This window comes from Lysobacter sp. BMK333-48F3 (genome assembly GCF_019733395.1).
Classification (GTDB): Bacteria; Pseudomonadota; Gammaproteobacteria; order Xanthomonadales; family Xanthomonadaceae; genus Lysobacter.
Genome location: NZ_JAIHOO010000001.1, coordinates 5,061,006 through 5,075,813, shown reverse-complemented (window position 1 = coordinate 5,075,813; position 14,808 = coordinate 5,061,006). Strand labels below are relative to the sequence as shown.

General features: G+C 70.5%; 15 protein-coding genes. 11 read left to right on the top strand and 4 right to left on the bottom strand.

Annotation, left to right across the window (positions count from 1 at the left end):
* The first annotated feature begins 56 nt into the window (after positions 1 to 56).
* From coaD to K4L06_RS21810, 7 genes are all read left to right on the top strand, one after another.
* Entirely contained in the window at positions 57 to 560 is a 504-nt protein-coding gene (coaD, locus tag K4L06_RS21840) for a pantetheine-phosphate adenylyltransferase (RefSeq protein ID WP_221673367.1), read from the top strand.
* A 44-nt stretch (positions 561 to 604) separates the two neighbouring features.
* Positions 605 to 1,099, top strand: coding sequence for a hypothetical protein (locus K4L06_RS21835; protein WP_221673366.1), 495 nt, complete (start codon positions 605 to 607; stop codon positions 1,097 to 1,099).
* A gap of 247 nt (positions 1,100 to 1,346) precedes the next feature.
* The gene (locus K4L06_RS21830) at positions 1,347 to 1,595 is read left to right on the top strand and encodes a YfhL family 4Fe-4S dicluster ferredoxin (RefSeq protein ID WP_221673365.1); all 249 of its coding nucleotides are present in this window, start codon (positions 1,347 to 1,349) and stop codon (positions 1,593 to 1,595) included.
* A 5-nt stretch (positions 1,596 to 1,600) separates the two neighbouring features.
* On the top strand, positions 1,601 to 3,367 hold the full coding sequence (ggt, locus tag K4L06_RS21825) for a gamma-glutamyltransferase (protein ID WP_255595410.1): 1,767 nt from the start codon (positions 1,601 to 1,603) through the stop codon (positions 3,365 to 3,367).
* A 92-nt stretch (positions 3,368 to 3,459) separates the two neighbouring features.
* A complete protein-coding gene (locus K4L06_RS21820) occupies positions 3,460 to 4,059 on the top strand; it encodes a hypothetical protein (protein ID WP_221673364.1) in 600 nt (199 codons plus the stop codon).
* A gap of 233 nt (positions 4,060 to 4,292) precedes the next feature.
* Positions 4,293 to 5,183: an MBL fold metallo-hydrolase gene (locus tag K4L06_RS21815; protein WP_221673363.1), complete on the top strand. Its 891-nt coding sequence runs from the start codon at positions 4,293 to 4,295 to the stop codon at positions 5,181 to 5,183.
* Positions 5,180 to 5,932 (top strand): TMEM43 family protein, encoded by a 753-nt coding sequence (locus K4L06_RS21810; RefSeq protein WP_221673362.1) that lies wholly within the window; start codon positions 5,180 to 5,182, stop codon positions 5,930 to 5,932. The genes K4L06_RS21815 and K4L06_RS21810 overlap by 4 nt, the downstream gene beginning before the upstream one ends.
* A 48-nt stretch (positions 5,933 to 5,980) precedes the next feature.
* On the opposite strand, the gene upp is transcribed toward K4L06_RS21810, so the two are convergent.
* The 4 genes from upp to K4L06_RS21790 all read right to left on the bottom strand — a co-directional run bounded on the left by upp (position 5,981) and on the right by K4L06_RS21790 (position 9,012).
* Positions 5,981 to 6,616, bottom strand: a complete 636-nt coding sequence (gene upp / locus K4L06_RS21805) for a uracil phosphoribosyltransferase (RefSeq protein ID WP_221673361.1) — start codon at positions 6,614 to 6,616, stop codon at positions 5,981 to 5,983.
* A gap of 186 nt (positions 6,617 to 6,802) precedes the next feature.
* Positions 6,803 to 7,114: a hypothetical protein gene (locus tag K4L06_RS21800; protein WP_221673360.1), complete on the bottom strand. Its 312-nt coding sequence runs from the start codon at positions 7,112 to 7,114 to the stop codon at positions 6,803 to 6,805.
* 48 nt (positions 7,115 to 7,162) lie between these two features.
* Entirely contained in the window at positions 7,163 to 7,405 is a 243-nt protein-coding gene (locus K4L06_RS21795; protein WP_221673359.1) for a hypothetical protein, read from the bottom strand.
* 107 nt (positions 7,406 to 7,512) lie between these two features.
* The gene (locus K4L06_RS21790; RefSeq protein WP_221673358.1) at positions 7,513 to 9,012 is read right to left on the bottom strand and encodes an aminotransferase class III-fold pyridoxal phosphate-dependent enzyme; all 1,500 of its coding nucleotides are present in this window, start codon (positions 9,010 to 9,012) and stop codon (positions 7,513 to 7,515) included.
* 394 nt (positions 9,013 to 9,406) lie between these two features.
* Here K4L06_RS21790 and K4L06_RS21785 point away from each other — a divergent pair, with 394 nt between their 5' ends.
* The 4 genes from K4L06_RS21785 (at position 9,407) to queA (ending at position 14,724) form a co-directional block, all read left to right on the top strand.
* Positions 9,407 to 11,221, top strand: coding sequence for a CIA30 family protein (locus K4L06_RS21785; protein ID WP_221673357.1), 1,815 nt, complete (start codon positions 9,407 to 9,409; stop codon positions 11,219 to 11,221).
* A gap of 149 nt (positions 11,222 to 11,370) precedes the next feature.
* Complete coding sequence (locus K4L06_RS21780; protein WP_221673356.1) at positions 11,371 to 12,558, top strand: sensor histidine kinase; 1,188 nt, start codon at positions 11,371 to 11,373, stop codon at positions 12,556 to 12,558.
* Complete coding sequence (locus K4L06_RS21775; RefSeq protein ID WP_221673355.1) at positions 12,555 to 13,157, top strand: response regulator transcription factor; 603 nt, start codon at positions 12,555 to 12,557, stop codon at positions 13,155 to 13,157. The genes K4L06_RS21780 and K4L06_RS21775 overlap by 4 nt, the downstream gene beginning before the upstream one ends.
* Positions 13,158 to 13,668: 511 nt before the next feature.
* Positions 13,669 to 14,724, top strand: a complete 1,056-nt coding sequence (gene queA / locus K4L06_RS21770) for a tRNA preQ1(34) S-adenosylmethionine ribosyltransferase-isomerase QueA (RefSeq protein ID WP_221673354.1) — start codon at positions 13,669 to 13,671, stop codon at positions 14,722 to 14,724.
* The last annotated feature ends 84 nt before the right edge of the window (positions 14,725 to 14,808 follow it).

Below are 14,808 nucleotides of genomic sequence, written 5' to 3'. Positions count from 1 at the left end.
CAACCGGCGGGGCGGCTTCCCGCTTTACCCTCATTCCTGCAGCGAACGACCATCGAATGAGCTCCGCCCGCAACCGCGTCGCCGTCTATCCCGGCACCTTCGACCCGATCACCAACGGCCACGTCGACCTGGTCGACCGCGCCGCGCCGCTGTTCGAACGCATGGTCATCGGCGTCGCCGAAAGCCCGGGCAAGGGGCCGGCGCTGCCGCTGGAGGTGCGGGTCGATCTGGCGCGCAAAGCGGTGGCGCACCACTCGCACGTCGAGGTGCGCGGCTTCAATTCGCTGCTGGCGCATTTCGTCGCCGAAGTCGGCGGCGGGGTGCTGCTGCGCGGCCTGCGCGCGGTGTCCGATTTCGAATACGAATTCCAGCTGGCGAGCATGAACCGTCACCTGATCCCCGAGGTCGAGACCCTGTTCCTGACCCCGGCCGAGCAGTACGGCTTCATTTCCTCCTCGCTGGTGCGCGAAATCGCCCGCCTCGGCGGCGACGTTTCCGGCTTCGTGCCGCCGGCGGTCGACGCGGCGCTGCGGGCCGAGTGGCAACGCAAGCACCATTGACCTCCCAACACGTCACACCAAAGCCAATACCTAAGGGGCATACGATGAAGACTTCCTCCCGCCTGCTGCTGATCGCCTGCCTGGCGCTGCCGTTCGTGGCCGCGTGCCAGAAAGAGGAGAAGAAGGAGGTCGCCGCCGAGGCCGCGCCGCTGCCGGCGCCGAAGACCAACGACGAGAACGCCTGGAACGCGTATCTGACCGACGTGGTCAAGCGCAACCTGGACGGCATCAACGGCAGCACCTACGTCTACGTCCTGCCGGCGCCGGATTCGCCGACCTTCCAGCGCGACTACGATCTGATGCTGGAAAAGGCCCAGGTCGACATGTCGCGCGGCATCCTGGAAGGCAACCTGGTCGCGTTCGGTTCGCCGAGCTCGGTCAAGACCGCCGACCTGGCCGTGGCCTCGTTCGCCAAGGTCGATCCGGCGACGATGAAGGGCGTGAAGTTCATCTTCATCGGCGACGCCGCCGACAACGAGCGGGTCAAGGCCGCCGTGACCCCGTCCGGCGTCAACTACGTCTTCGCCGAAGTGAAGTAAGCCGCAGCGCCCGCGCGCTGCCGCAGCATCGATCCGGGCCGCGCGAGCGGCCCGAATCGTTTGCGGCCCTCGTCCCGCCGCCCGCCGCAGGCCGCCCCCGGCAATGTGCCGAGGAGGCCGGCCGGCGCCCCGGCGAGGCCTCCGATACGCAGCGTCCCGGCGGCCGGCTATGCCGCGCCCGCGCCGGGGCCTACACTGACCCTCCCCACCGGCACAGGCAATCGCGCCCTCCGCTGGCAACTCCGTCATGTCGCTCAAGATCAACGAACTCTGCGTCAACTGCGACGTCTGCGAGCCGGCCTGCCCGAACCAGGCCATCGCCCAGGGCGAGACCATCTATGTGATCGATCCGGCGCGCTGCACCGAGTGCGTCGGCCATTACGACGAGCCGCAGTGCGTGGTCGTCTGTCCGGTCGAGTGCATCGACAAGGACCCGGAACATCCCGAATCCGAGCCGCAGTTGCTAGAGAAGCTGCGCCGTCTACAACAGGAGTAAACCCGATGCGCAAGGCGATGCGGCCGCGAGCCGGTTCGACGTTCCCCTGGTTGTTGGCCTCGCTGCTGTCGCTCGCCGCGCCCGCTTTCGCGCAGGACTCCGTGCAGGCGCCCGCATCGGCCGCCGCGCCGGCCGACAGCGCGCGCCGCTTCGCCCATCCGCCCGGCACCGCGATCGCCAGCGCGCATTCGCTGTCGACCCAGGCCGGGCTGGAGATCGTCCGCGCCGGCGGCAACGCCTTCGATGCGGCGATCGCCGTGTCGGCCGCGCTGTCGGTGGTCGAGCCGATCAGCTCCGGCATCGGCGGCGGCGGGTTCTTCCTGCTGCACGAAGCCAAGAGCGGCCGCGACGTCTTCGTCGACGCGCGCGAAACCGCGCCGGCGGCGGCGACGCCGGCCGCCTACCTGGACGCCAAGGGCGAACTCAACCGCGACCGCGCCACCAACGGGCCGTGGTCGGCCGGCATCCCGGGCCTGCCGGCGGCGCTGGTCCACCTGGCGCAGAAGTACGGCAAGCTGCCGCTGAAGACCTCGCTGGCGCCGGCGGTCCGGATCGCCCGCGAAGGTTTCCCGGTGTACCCGCGGCTGGAGAAGGGCTACGCCGGCCGGCGCGAGGTGATGGAGCGCTACCGCGGCACCCGCGCGGTGTTCCTGGCCGACGGCACGCCGCCGAAGGAAGGCGAGATCCTCAAGCAGCCCGACCTGGCGCGCACCCTGGAACTGCTGGCGGCCAAGGGCTACGACGGTTTCTACCGCGGCGAAGTCGGCGCCAAGCTGCTCAAGGCGGTGAAGGAAGAAGGCGGGCAATGGCGCGCCGACGAGCTGTCCGGCTACAAGGTGGTCGAACGCGAACCGCTGCGCTTGAAGTACCGCAGCTGGGACATCGTCACCGCGCCGCCGCCGTCCTCGGGTGGGGTGGCGATGGCCGAGATCCTGCAGATGCTGCAGGGCTGGGACCTGGCCAAGCTCGATCCGGCCCACCGCACCCACATCATCGCCGAGGCGATGCGCCGCGCTTATCGCGACCGCACCATCTACCTGGGCGATCCGGACTTCGTGAAGGTGCCGCTGGCGCGGCTGACCAGCGCCGACTATGCCGCCGGCCTGCGCGCCACCATCCATCCCGAGAAGGCCACCCCCAGCGACTTGCTGTCGGGCCAGCCGGCGCCGCTGGAAGACGAGGAAACCACCCACTTCTCGATCATCGACGGCGAAGGCAACCGGGTCGCCGCGACCCAGACCGTGAACCTGCTGTACGGCTCGGGCATGGTCGCGCCGGGCACCGGGGTGCTGCTCAACAACGAGATGGACGACTTCGCCCTTCGCCCGGGCACGCCCAACGCCTTCGGCGTGATGGGCTTCGCCGCCAACGCGCCGGAGCCGGGCAAGCGCATGCTCAGCTCGATGACCCCGAGCTTCCTGGAATCGGCGGAGAAGGTGATCGCGGTCGGCGCCCCGGGCGGCAGCCGGATCATCACCCAGGTGCTGCTGGCGGTGCTGGCCTACGACGCCGGCCTGGCGCCGCAGCAGGTCGCGGCGCAGCCGCGGATCCACCACCAGTGGTTCCCCGATGCGATTTCGGCCGAGGCCGGCGCGCTCGACGCCGCCACCGTGGCCAAGCTGCAGGCGATGGGGCACAAGGTCAACGCCGGCGAATCGACCTGGGGCAATCTGCAGACGGTGATGTGGGACCGGCGCGACAACACCCTGTCCGGCGGCACCGATCCGCGCAACCCGGTCGGCCAGGCCGACGTGCTGCTGAGCGATCGCTGAGCGCGCGCCCGCCGCCGCGATGGCGCGGCGGCCGGGCGGCGCGGTAGATTGCCGCGCAACGGCGACGGCCATCACGTAACCAGGAGCGCAAGGTGAGCGGGGACAAGGACGAGGACAAGCGTTGGTATACCCGCGTGCCGGCGATCTCGATCGCCCTGGTCGCCTTTCTGGTCGCCCTGACCACGCTGGTCAACAACGTGCGCGAGATCGGCGGCTTCAAGGACAAGCCGGCCGCCGCGCCGGCGCCGGCCGCGCAACCGGCCTCCGCGCCGGCCGTCGCCGCAGACAAGCCGCAGGCACCGTCGCGCTACACCGTGCTGCTGACCCTGCAGCGGATCGAAGTCGTCAACGACGGCACCAACGGCAGCACCGCCTGGACCTTCGACGTCGAAGCCGGCGGCGAAGACCTGTTCGAACTGCCGGCGCGCGATTACAGTGACGCCGAGGACGCGCGCATCGCCAGCCCGCGCACCAGCGACCCGTCGATGGGCCAGGTGGTGCTGGTGCCGGGCCAGGAAATGCCGGTCAAGATCGACGGCCGCTCCGCCGGCCTGATCCTCAAGGCCCACGCCAGCGGCAGCGCGGTGCTGCGCGCCGGCCAATCGCTGCCGCCGGTGCGCGTGCTGGCCGGCGAAAACGGCCGCGACGGCGAGTTCATTTTCCACTTCGCGACTACTACTACGCCGCAGTGAAGCCGGGAATGGGGAATCGGGAATAGGGAATCGGCAAGGCGCGGCTGCGCGCTCTTGCTGTTCCGATTCAAGCCCTGGGGCCGGGAATCGGGAATCGGGAATAGGGAATAGGGAATCGGCAAAGCTTGGCGTCTTGCTCTTGCTGTTCCGATTCCCGATTCTCCATTCCCGATTCACGTCCCGAAGCCTAGAATCTAGCTTTCTCAGCCGACGCCCGAACGGGCGGTGCAGCCATGAAACTCTGGTCGATCCTGGGCAACTCGCAGAAGCTCGACGGCGGTGCGATGTTCGGCAACGCGCCGCGGGCGATGTGGGCGAAGTGGTCGCCGCCCGACGAAGCCAATCGCATCGAGCTGGCCTGCCGGGCCCTGCTGGCGACGCCGCTGGCCGGCAAGACGGTGCTGTTCGAGGCCGGCATCGGCGCGTTTTTCGAACCCAAGCTGCGTGAGCGCTACGGCGTGGTGGAAGAGCGCCACGTGCTGGTCGATTCGCTGGCCGCGGCCGGCTTCGCGCCGGAAGACATCGACGTGGTGGTGCTGTCGCATCTGCATTTCGACCACGCCGGCGGCCTGCTGGCGCCGTGGGCCGAAGGCCAGGCGCCGCGCCTGCTGTTCCCGAACGCGCACTACCTGGTCGGCCGCGAGCACTACCAGCGCGCGCTGCAGCCGCATCCGCGCGACCGCGCCAGCTTCATCGCCGAACTGCCGGGCCTGCTCGAAGCCACCGGCCGGCTCGAGTTGGTCGACGGCGCGCATTCCAAGCTGCTCGGCGAGAGCGTGCGTTTCCATTACAGCGACGGCCACACGCCGGGGCTGATGTTGGCCGAGATCGTCGGCCCGGACCGCGTCGATGGCGAGCCGCACGGCGGCGTGGTGTTCTGCGCCGACCTGATCCCGGGCCGGCCGTGGGTGCACGTGCCGATCACCATGGGCTACGACCGCAACGCCGAGTTGCTGATCGACGAGAAGAAGGCCTTCCTCAGCGACAAGCTGGCGCGTAACGTGCATCTGTTCTTCACCCACGACCCGGGCTGCGCCCTGGCCCAGGTGGTGCGCGACGACAAGGGCAAGTTCGGCACCGCGCGCGAAGTCGCCGAGCTGCAGGCGAGGGCGCTGGCGGCATGACCCCGGCGCGCGCGCGCGGCCAAGGCTGGGCGATCGCGCTGTTGGCGATCGCCGGCGTGGCCTTCGCCGCGCAGGCGCAGACCGCCGCCGACGCCGAACCGCTGGGCGAGCCGACCGCCGGCAAGCGCCTGCTCGATCGCGATTTCGGCGTCGAGACGCGCCAGTTCGGCCTCGACCGCCGGGTCGAGATGTACCAGTGGCGGTTCAACGGCAAGGCTTACGAGCGAGTCTGGAACGCCGCGCCGATCGATTCGGCCGGCTTCGCTGCGGGCCACGTCAACCCGACGCGGATGCCGCTGGAGAACAAGCGCTGGTGGGCGGAGAACGCCAGCCTGGACGGCAAGCCGATCCAGGTCGAGGTGCTGCGCACGATCGGCGAATGGCGGGTGTTCCGGCCCAATTTCAGCCGCCTGCCGGCCAATCTGGCGGCGACCTTCCAGCCCGAGGGCGATGGCCTGGGCAGCGCGGAGAACCCGCTGGACCCGCAGATCGGCGACCTGCGGGTGAGCTGGCGCGAACTGCGCCTGCCGGCGCTGGAAGGCAAGCTGGAACTGCGCGACGGGCGTTGGCGTCTGTTGCCGGAAGCCGCCGCCGCGGCCCTGGCGGCCGCGCCTGCGCGCGCGGCGCCGGCGACGAGCGCCGATGCGGCGCCGGGCGGCTGGTCGCCGGGCTGGTTCGCGGTCGCGGTGGGATTCGCGCTGATCCTGCTGTATCGCCTGCGCCAGCGGCGCCGGCGCAAGGCGCAGTAATCCGCTATCCGCGGCGCGCCGCGAGCGCGTGCCCGCGGCGCGGCCGGCTCAGGCGTAGTGCTTGGTGCCGAAGATCTTGTCGCCGGCGTCGCCGAGACCGGGCAGGATGTAGCCGACTTCGTTGAGGCGCTCGTCGACCGAGGCGGTATAGACCTCCACGTCCGGATGGCGCGCTTCCAGCGCTTTCAGGCCTTCCGGCGCGGCGACCAGGAACAGGCCCTTGATGCGCTTGCAGCCGGCGGCCTTGAGCAGGTCGACGGTGGCGATCAGGCTGCCGCCGGTGGCGAGCATCGGGTCGAGGATCAGCGCGGTGCGCTCGTCCATGCGCCCGGTGAGTTTTTCGTAGTAGCCGACCGGCTGCAGAGTCTGTTCGTCGCGCTGCAGGCCGACCACGCCGACCTTGGCCGCCGGGATCAGTTCCAGCACGCCCGGCAGCATGCCCAGGCCGGCGCGCAGGATCGGCACCAGGGTGACCTTGGCGCCCTTGATCCGGCGCGTGGTCACCGGCCCGGCCCAGCCTTCGACCACCGCTTCCTCGGTCTCCAGGTCGGCGGTGGCTTCGTAGGTCAGTAGAGTCGCGACTTCCGAGGCGAGTTCGCGGAACGACTTGGTGCTGTTGTCGGCGCGGCGCATCAGGCCGAGCTTGTGCTGGACCAGCGGATGGCGGACTTCGACGATTTTCATGGCGGCCTCAAACGGTGGCGGGCGGCGGTCGTTGCCGCACAGGATTGATGGTTGCGGAGCGGGGCGCAAGCGCGGCGCGGGCCGCCGCAGCGGACTGGCGTTCGCTTCCGTGGGCCAGGACGAAGGCCGGTACTGCGCCGTTTGCGCAATAGGCGTCCGGCGGCCGGTTCGCGAAGCGCGGAGAACTCAGTCGGCGATGGCGTAGAGGTTGTCGCCGTCGGCGACGGCCTGGGCGAGGAACAGCGAAAGCCGGCGGATATCGGCGGGATCGGTGAACCGGGCCTGCAGCTGGGTCAGTTCCGTCTGCAGATCCGGCAGTTCGGCGGACGACCATGCCGCGTCGGACCAGTAGTCGCGCAGCCGGAGCAACAGCGGATACGCGTCGTGCGGCAGCGCCCGGGCCATCAGCTGCTGGTGGAAGGGCAGATCGATGGCGAACGACTTGCGCGAGGTGGACGCCTCGCGCTCGTGCCGGGCCTGGATCAGATCGAGCGTCATGGAGGGCGGGCCGGGCCGCGGCGTCGCCGCGGCCCAGGCGCGTCGGCCTCAGGCCGTGCGCACGTAGCGGATCTCGATCCCGTCGCTGTCGCCGATCGCCGCGCGCAGCACGGTGATCAGCGAGCCGGCGTTGAGATGATCGATCTCGATCATGTCGACCACGGCATGGTCGATCCAGTAGTCCTGGTCGCTGCTGTTCTCTTCCTCCAGCGCCGCGACCAGGATCTGCAGTTCTTCCTCGCTGATCTCGCCGATGTCGGCGCCGGTTTCCTTGTTGGACAGACGAATCATTGCGGATTTCCCGAAGATGGAAGGCAACAAGTAGATAGAAAACAGGGGTTGGAAGCTAGCGAAAGCGGCTTTCGCCAGCTTCTATCTCCTGTTCGCTTTCCTAGCTCTCAGGCCGCCGCCTGCTGCTGCAGGCGCGGGCCTTCGCGCAGGGCGCGGCCGACCATCGACACCAGCAGCTCCAGTTCGTCGCTGCCGATGGTGAAGTTCGGGGTGAAGCGCAGCGAGTTGACGCCGCCGTGGATCACGCCGATGCCGCGCTCGCGCAGCCACTCTTCGATCGAGCCGGCGCCGTAGCACTTGAACTGCGGCGACAGTTCGCAGGAGAACAGCAGGCCGGTGCCCTGGACCTTGGTGATCAGGCCGCCGAGCTCGCCCTTGAGCTTTTCCAGCTTTTCGATCGCCTCGGCGCCGCGGGCGCGGATGTTGGCGCGCAGCTGCGGGGTGACCTGTTCGAGCACGGCGACGGCGACGTCGAGCGCGCGCGGATTGCTGGTCATAGTGTTGCCGTACAGGCCCTTGCGGTACAGCGAGGCGGCGCGTTCGCCCACGGCGAGCACCGACAGCGGGTACTGGCCGGCGTTGAGCGCCTTGGAATAGGTCTCCATGTCCGGCGCGTCCAGGCCTTCGAAGCCTGGATAGTCGACGATCGACAGTACGCCGTGGGCGCGCAGGCCGGCCTGGATCGAATCCACCAGCAGCAGCGAGCCGTGGTTGCGGGTCAGCTCGCGCGCGGCGGCGTAGTACGCCGGCGGCACGCCGCGGCCGGGGTCGCCTTCGCCCATCACCGGCTCCAGGAACATCGCCTCGATGAACCAGCCGTTGGCGTCGGCGTCGGCGAACACCTGCTTGAGCGCGTCCAGGTCGTAAGGCTCGACCGCGATCACCGAGTCCTCGCCGCGGAAGCTGGCCAGGTGCTGCAGGTAGGTCTTGCGCGAGGAGTCCGAATACAGCGCCGGACGCTCGGTGCGGCCGTGGAAGCTGCCCTTGACCACCACCCGCTTGATCGTGCGGCCGGCGTGCGCGGCGCCGGGGTCGGTCATCAGCTTGCTGTTGACGTCGGCGATGCGCGCGGCCAGCGAGACCGACTCCGAGCCGGAGTTCAGGCAGAAGAAGCGCTCGTACGGGCAACCGCCGCGGGCGGTGCCGATGGCCCCGCGCAGGGCGCGCTCGAAGCGCAGCTGCGACAGCGAGGGGGTCATGATGTTGGCCATCACCTGCGGCTTGGCCATCGCCGCGATCACCGCCGAAGGGGTGTGGCCGAAGCCGAGCATGCCGTAGCCGCCGGAGTCGTGCAGCACCGCGCCCTTGAGGGTCACCACCCAGGGGCCGCGCGCGGTCAGGGCGACATAGGGGTTGACGCCGTCGTCGGGGTAGAAGTTGACGTAGCCGGCCTGGACCGCGTGGATCTGCGCGTCCTCGTCGAGGTCGAGCAGGTCGGCGTGCAGCTCGCGGATCAGGGCGTATTCGGCGGCGGCCGCGGCCACGGCTTCGCCCAGTTCGGGATGGGTGACGGCGAAACGGACGAGGGTGTCGTCGTCCAGGCCGACGGTGCGGCGTTTGCCGGCGTGGGCGCGCAGCGGCGCGAGTTGGTCGAGCAGGTTGGTCATTTCAATCTCCAAAGATCATCGGCGTCCCGCCGAGGCTTGACTACGTGGGAGACCGGTCCGGCGCCGTGGCGCGGACCTTCGCAGTTGCAGCAGCCCCCGGCTGCCAAGCGCCATCTCGCACACCCTTAAAACGGATCGAAACGAAGAAAAGTCGCGCAAAAATTTTGCGTGAAGACCGCCCTATTTGACGATTTTTCTTTTCATTTCAATGATTTATCGAGTCTATCATGTCCGCGCGGCGGCGATAACCCCCACCCCCCCAAGGGGATTCAGGCCGGCCCGCCTGCGACCGGTTGACGCTTGTCACCGGCGATCGATGCTTTCGCCCACTGCCGGCTGCGGCGGCCGGCGCCGACAGTAGGCGCATCTTCCACGGACCCATCGGACCGCCGTCATGTCCTCGCCCGCCCGGACGCATCCCTCCCTTCGCCGACTGAAGACCCGGTTGTTGGCCGCGGCGCTGTTCGCCGCCGCGCCGTTGGCGGCGGCCCAGGCCGCCGGGGCCGAGCCGGCGGCCGGCGAGGCGCCGGCGAGCTTCGCCATCGCCGGGGTGCGGGTGTTCGACGGCGACAAGCTGCTGCCGTCGGCGACCGTGCTGGTGCGCGACGGGCTGATCGCCGAAGTCGGCGCCAAGCTGCGGGTGCCGGCCGGGACCGCGGTGATCGACGGCCAGGGCGCGACCCTGCTGCCGGGCCTGATCGACGCCCATACCCACAGCTTCGGCAGCGCGCGCAACGACGCGCTGCGTTTCGGCGTGACCACCGAGCTGGACATGTTCAACGCCAGCGGCCAGCTGACCGCGGCGAAGATCGAACGCGCCGGCCGCGCCCGCACCGACCGCGCCGACCTGTGGTCGGCCGGTACCCTGGTCACCGCCAAGGGCGGCCACGGCACCCAGTACGGCGTGCCGATTCCGACCCTGGACGACCCGGCGCAGGCGCAGGCCTTCGTCGACGCGCGCATCGACGAGGGCTCGGACTACATCAAGCTGGTGCTGGAGGAACTGCGCGACGCGCAGGGCAAGCCGCGCCTGAACACCTTGTCGGAAGCCTCGCTGCGCGCCGCGATCCAGGCCGCGCACGCGCGCAAGAAACTGGCCGTGGTCCACGTCTCGCGCGCCGAGGAGGCGAAGCTGGCGATCGACGCCGGCGCCGACGGCCTGGTCCATATCAACGCCGACCGCCTCGACGACCCGCAACTGGTCGCGGCGATCAAGCGCCGCGGCGCGTTCGTGGTGCCGACCCTGACCGTCGAGCACTCGGCCTACGGCGCCGGCAACGGCAAGCAGCTGATCGCCGACGCGCGCCTGGCGCCGTTCCTGACCTCGGCGCAGAAGGACGAGTTGGCGCGCAGCTTCGGTTGGCGGGTCGAACCGGACAAGGCCAAGAACGCGAGCGAGAACGTGCGCCTGCTGCACCAGGCCGGCGTCGCGGTGCTGGCCGGCACCGACGCCGGCAACCCCGGCACCAGCCACGGCGCCAGCCAGCACGGCGAGCTGGAGCTGCTGGTCGCGGCCGGGCTGAGCCCGATCGAAGCGCTGCGCGCGGCGACCTCGCTGCCGGCGCGCAGCTTCGGCCTGAGCGACCGCGGCCGCATCGCCAAGGGCCTGCGCGCCGACCTGGTCCTGGTCGAAGGCGATCCGACCGCCGACATCGCCGCGACCCGGGCGATCCGCACGGTGTGGAAGAACGGCTACCCGGTCGAGCGGGTCGCCGTCGCGCCGACCCTGCAGCCCGGCGCGGTGGCGACCTGGAACGCCGGCCAGCCGGGTCCGCGCTGGGTCGCGTCCTACGACTCCTACATGGGCGGCAAGTCCAAATCGCAGCTGCAGGCGGGGCAGGGCGGCGGCACCGCGCTGGCGGCCAAGGGCGAGCTCGTCGCCGGCCTGCCGCAGCCCTGGGCCGGGCTGATGCTGGTGCCGGGTCCGGCGCCGATGGCCGCCGCCGACGCCCGTTCGGTGCGCGAGCTCAGCCTGCGCCTGCGCGGCGACGGCCGCCCGGTCTCGGTGCTGGTGTTCTCCGGCAAGGAGCTGCCGGGCACGCCGGGCTTCCAACTGGTGCCGACCCAGGCCGGGCAATGGCAGCAGGTCAGCGTGCCCCTGGCCGGCATGGCCCATGTCGATCTGAGCCAGCTGCGCGGCATCGCCCTCGCCGCCGGCGGCGCCCCGGGCGGGTTCGAATTCGAGATCGACGCGGTCGAACTCCGTTAAAGTCCGCCGGCATGCGGTCGCTGAAGCGATCCCGCAGCGCCGGTCACGAGGGTGACCGCGCGCTTGCGCCGTTCCGCTTCCGTCGCGCCGGGCCGATGCCCGCCCGGCCCTCGCGCGGCCGCATGCCGACTTCATCGTAGGACACGACCATGCGCTTGCCCGGACCGTCGCTGGACACACAGGAACACCTGCTGGGCTGGCACCTGGCGTCCTTGCTCTATCTGAGCTTCGTCTTCGTGCCGCTGTTCTACTGGCCGGTGCTGCCGTGGTGGGTGGTGGCGGTCGCGGTCGGCTCGGTGGCGGTGTTCCTGCCGTTGTACTGGGCGTTCTACCGCGCCGGCGCCAAGGCGCGCCTGTGGCTGGTGCTGGGCGTGGCGGCGATCGGCTACACGGTGCTGCCGTTCGGCGCCGGCGGCGGCACTTACCTGATCTTCGCCGCCGGCATGCTCGCCAGCTTCCTGCCGCTGTGGCGCGGGGTCAGCCTGACCGTGCTGCTGTTCGCGGTGCTCGGGATCGTGATGATCACGACCCTGCCGGCGATGGCGATGCCGGTGTCGGGTTTCCTGATCCATGTCCTGGTCGGCTCGATCGTCTATGCCGGCGTGCTCGCCGCGCGTTCGCGCGAGTTGCGCAACGCCGAGCTGCGCCTGACCCAGGAAGAAGTGCGCCGCCTGGCCAGCCTGGCCGAACGCGAGCGCATCGGCCGCGACCTGCACGACCTGCTCGGCCACACCTTGTCGGTGGTGGTGCTGAAGTCGCAGCTGGCCGCGCGCCTGATCGAACACGACGCCCGCGCCGCGCAGGACCAGATCGGCGAGGTCGAGCGGGTCTCGCGCGAAGCCCTGACCCAGGTCCGCGAAGCGGTCGCCGGCATCCGCGCCAACGGCCTGCAGGCCGAGCTGGCGGCGGCGCGGCTGGCCCTGCTCGGCGGCGAGATCAGTCTCGACCATCGCCTGGCGCCGGTGGAGATCCCCGGCAACATCGAGACCACCCTGGCCCTGGCCCTGCGCGAGTCGGTCACCAACGTGCTGCGCCACGCGCGCGCGCGCCGGGTCGAGGTCGAATTGACCGAAGAATCGCGCGGCGGCATCGCGCTGCGCATCGCCGACGACGGCCGCGGCGGCGTGGCGGCCGAGGGCCACGGCCTGACCGGCATGCGCGAGCGCCTGCGCGCGATCGGCGGCGTGGTCGAAATCGACAGCCCCCAGGGCGGCGGCACCCGGCTCAGCCTGCTGGTGCCGCGCGAGGCGCTGAGCGCGGCGCGGCGGCTGCCGCCGGCGCCGCCGACGCCGACCAAGGACAAGGGCCCGGCTTTGCTCGAACGAGGTATCGCATGATCCGATTGTTGCTGGCCGAAGATCAGGCCCTGGTGCGCGGCGCATTGGCCGCGTTGTTGAACCTGGAGCCGGACATCGAGGTGGTGGCCGAGGCCGGCGACGGCGCCACCGCCTGGGAGGCGGTGCGGCGAGTGCAGCCGGACCTGCTGGTCACCGACATCGAGATGCCCGGCATGACCGGCATCGACCTGGCCCTGCGGGTGCGCGATTCCGGCCTGCCGACCCGGGTGGTGATCGTCACCACCTTCGGCCGCGCCGGCTACCTGCGCCGGGCGATGGACGCCGGGGTGCGCGGCTATCTGCTCAAGGACGCGCCCGCCGGCCAGCTCGCCGACGCGCTGCGCCAGGTCCACCGCGGCGGCCGGGCGATCGACCCGCAACTCGCGGTGGCGGCCTGGAGCGACGAAGACCCGCTGACCGAGCGCGAGCGCCAGGTCCTGCGCCTGGCCGGCGAGGGCCTGTCCACCGCCGAAATCGGCGAGCGCCTGCACCTGAGCCAGGGCACGGTGCGCAACTACTTGTCCGAAGCGATCGGCAAGCTCGACAGCAGCAACCGCATCGAGGCCTACCGGCGCGCGCGCCAGAACGGCTGGTTGTAGCGGCGCCGGCGCGGTCGGGTAGGGGCGAGGCAGGAGCGGGGCAAGAGCGGGGCAAGAGCAAATCCCCCGCGCTCCGGACGCCGTCCAGCGGCCCAGCCCGCGCCGGGCGCTGGCCCCCTTTGTCAAAGGGGGCAATAGCCCGCGCGCTAAGCTTTTGCCGTTCCCACCCTTGGCCTCCTTTGCCAAAAGGGGCAATAGCTCGCGCGCTCAGTTTTCGCCGTTCCTACCCTTGGCCCCCTTTGCCAAAAGGGGCAATAGCCCGCGCACCCAGCTTTTGCCGTTCCCCCCTTTGAAAAAGGGGGGCAGGGGGGATTTGCTTTTGCTTTTGCGGATGCCGCCCCCACCTGCGACCCCCGCCTTTGGCGATCCCGCCCATACCCGGGATAATGTCCCGCTCCCTGCCCGGTTCCGTCCTGCCCGGTTCCGACTCCGGCCCCTCTCCGGCCGGCACGGTCCGGTTGGCCGGGCTTCGGCCGCCGCGGCGCTGCGCGCTCACTCTCTCCGGTTTCCTTTGAAAAAGTCCGACTTCCATTACGAACTCCCGCCCGAGCTGATCGCCCAGGCCCCGCTGGCCGAACGCTCGGCCAGCCGCCTGCTGGTCGTGCCGCCGGAGCCGGCGCCGCTGCAGGACCGCAGCTTCCGCGACCTGACCGAGCTGCTGCAGCCGGGCGACCTGCTGGTGTTCAACGACACCCGGGTGATTCCGGCGCGCCTGTTCGGGCAGAAGAGCACCGGCGGCCGGGTCGAGATCCTGATCGAGCGCCTGCTCGGCGGGTCCGAGGCGCGCGCCCAGCTCGGGGTCAGCAAGTCGCCCAAGCCCGGCGCGCGCATCGCCCTGGACGCCGGCGGCGAGGCCGAGGTGCTGGGCCGCGACGGCGAGTTCTACCGCCTGCGCTTCCACGTGCCCGAGTCGCTGGAGCAATGGCTGCTGCACGCCGGCCGCCTGCCGCTGCCGCCGTACATCCAGCGCGAGCCGGGCCAGGACGACGCCGAGCGCTACCAGACCGTGTTCGCGCGCGAAGTCGGCGCGGTCGCCGCGCCCACCGCCGGCCTGCATTTCGACCAGGCCCTGCTGCAGCGGCTGAGCGAGCGCGGGGTCGAGTTCGGCCACGTCACCCTGCATGTCGGCGCCGGCACCTTCCAGCCGGTGCGCGCCGAGCATCTGGACCAGCACGTGATGCACAGCGAATGGCTCAACGTCGGCGCCGGCCTGATCGAGCAGATCCGCCGCACCCGCGCCGCCGGCGGCCGGGTGATCGCGGTCGGCACGACCGTGGTGCGCGCGCTGGAAAGCGCGACCCGCCACGAGGACGGCCAGAGCGGCGAGGGCGAGCTGCAGCCCTTCGCCGGCGAGACCCGCTTGTTCATCCTGCCGGGCTATCGGATCCGCTCGGTCGACGGCCTGATCACCAACTTCCATCTGCCCGAGAGCACGCTGCTGATGCTGGTCTCGGCCTTCGCCGGCAAGGAGCGCATGTTCGCCGCCTACGCGCATGCGATCGCCGAGCGCTATCGGTTCTTCTCCTACGGCGACGCGATGCTGCTGTTGCCAACCGCAGCGACGTAGCCCCGCCGCCGCGAACCGAAGCCGAAACACCGCAAGCGCCGCTTTGCTTTTCGCGCCAGCGACCTAACGGCGAACCCCCAAGTC

What these genes read in the sequence shown, in the direction of transcription:
- coaD (WP_221673367.1), top strand. Translation starts at nt 57, where the DNA reads ATGAGCTCCGCCCGCAACCGCGTCGCCGTCTATCCCGGCACCTTCGAC.
- K4L06_RS21835 (WP_221673366.1), top strand. Translation starts at nt 605, where the DNA reads ATGAAGACTTCCTCCCGCCTGCTGCTGATCGCCTGCCTGGCGCTGCCG.
- K4L06_RS21830 (WP_221673365.1), top strand. Translation starts at nt 1,347, where the DNA reads ATGTCGCTCAAGATCAACGAACTCTGCGTCAACTGCGACGTCTGCGAG.
- ggt (WP_255595410.1), top strand. Translation starts at nt 1,601, where the DNA reads ATGCGCAAGGCGATGCGGCCGCGAGCCGGTTCGACGTTCCCCTGGTTG.
- K4L06_RS21815 (WP_221673363.1), top strand. Translation starts at nt 4,293, where the DNA reads ATGAAACTCTGGTCGATCCTGGGCAACTCGCAGAAGCTCGACGGCGGT.
- K4L06_RS21810 (WP_221673362.1), top strand. Translation starts at nt 5,180, where the DNA reads ATGACCCCGGCGCGCGCGCGCGGCCAAGGCTGGGCGATCGCGCTGTTG.
- upp (WP_221673361.1), bottom strand. Translation starts at nt 6,616, where the DNA reads ATGAAAATCGTCGAAGTCCGCCATCCGCTGGTCCAGCACAAGCTCGGC.
- K4L06_RS21800 (WP_221673360.1), bottom strand. Translation starts at nt 7,114, where the DNA reads ATGACGCTCGATCTGATCCAGGCCCGGCACGAGCGCGAGGCGTCCACC.
- K4L06_RS21795 (WP_221673359.1), bottom strand. Translation starts at nt 7,405, where the DNA reads ATGATTCGTCTGTCCAACAAGGAAACCGGCGCCGACATCGGCGAGATC.
- K4L06_RS21790 (WP_221673358.1), bottom strand. Translation starts at nt 9,012, where the DNA reads ATGACCAACCTGCTCGACCAACTCGCGCCGCTGCGCGCCCACGCCGGC.
- K4L06_RS21785 (WP_221673357.1), top strand. Translation starts at nt 9,407, where the DNA reads ATGTCCTCGCCCGCCCGGACGCATCCCTCCCTTCGCCGACTGAAGACC.
- K4L06_RS21780 (WP_221673356.1), top strand. Translation starts at nt 11,371, where the DNA reads ATGCGCTTGCCCGGACCGTCGCTGGACACACAGGAACACCTGCTGGGC.
- K4L06_RS21775 (WP_221673355.1), top strand. Translation starts at nt 12,555, where the DNA reads ATGATCCGATTGTTGCTGGCCGAAGATCAGGCCCTGGTGCGCGGCGCA.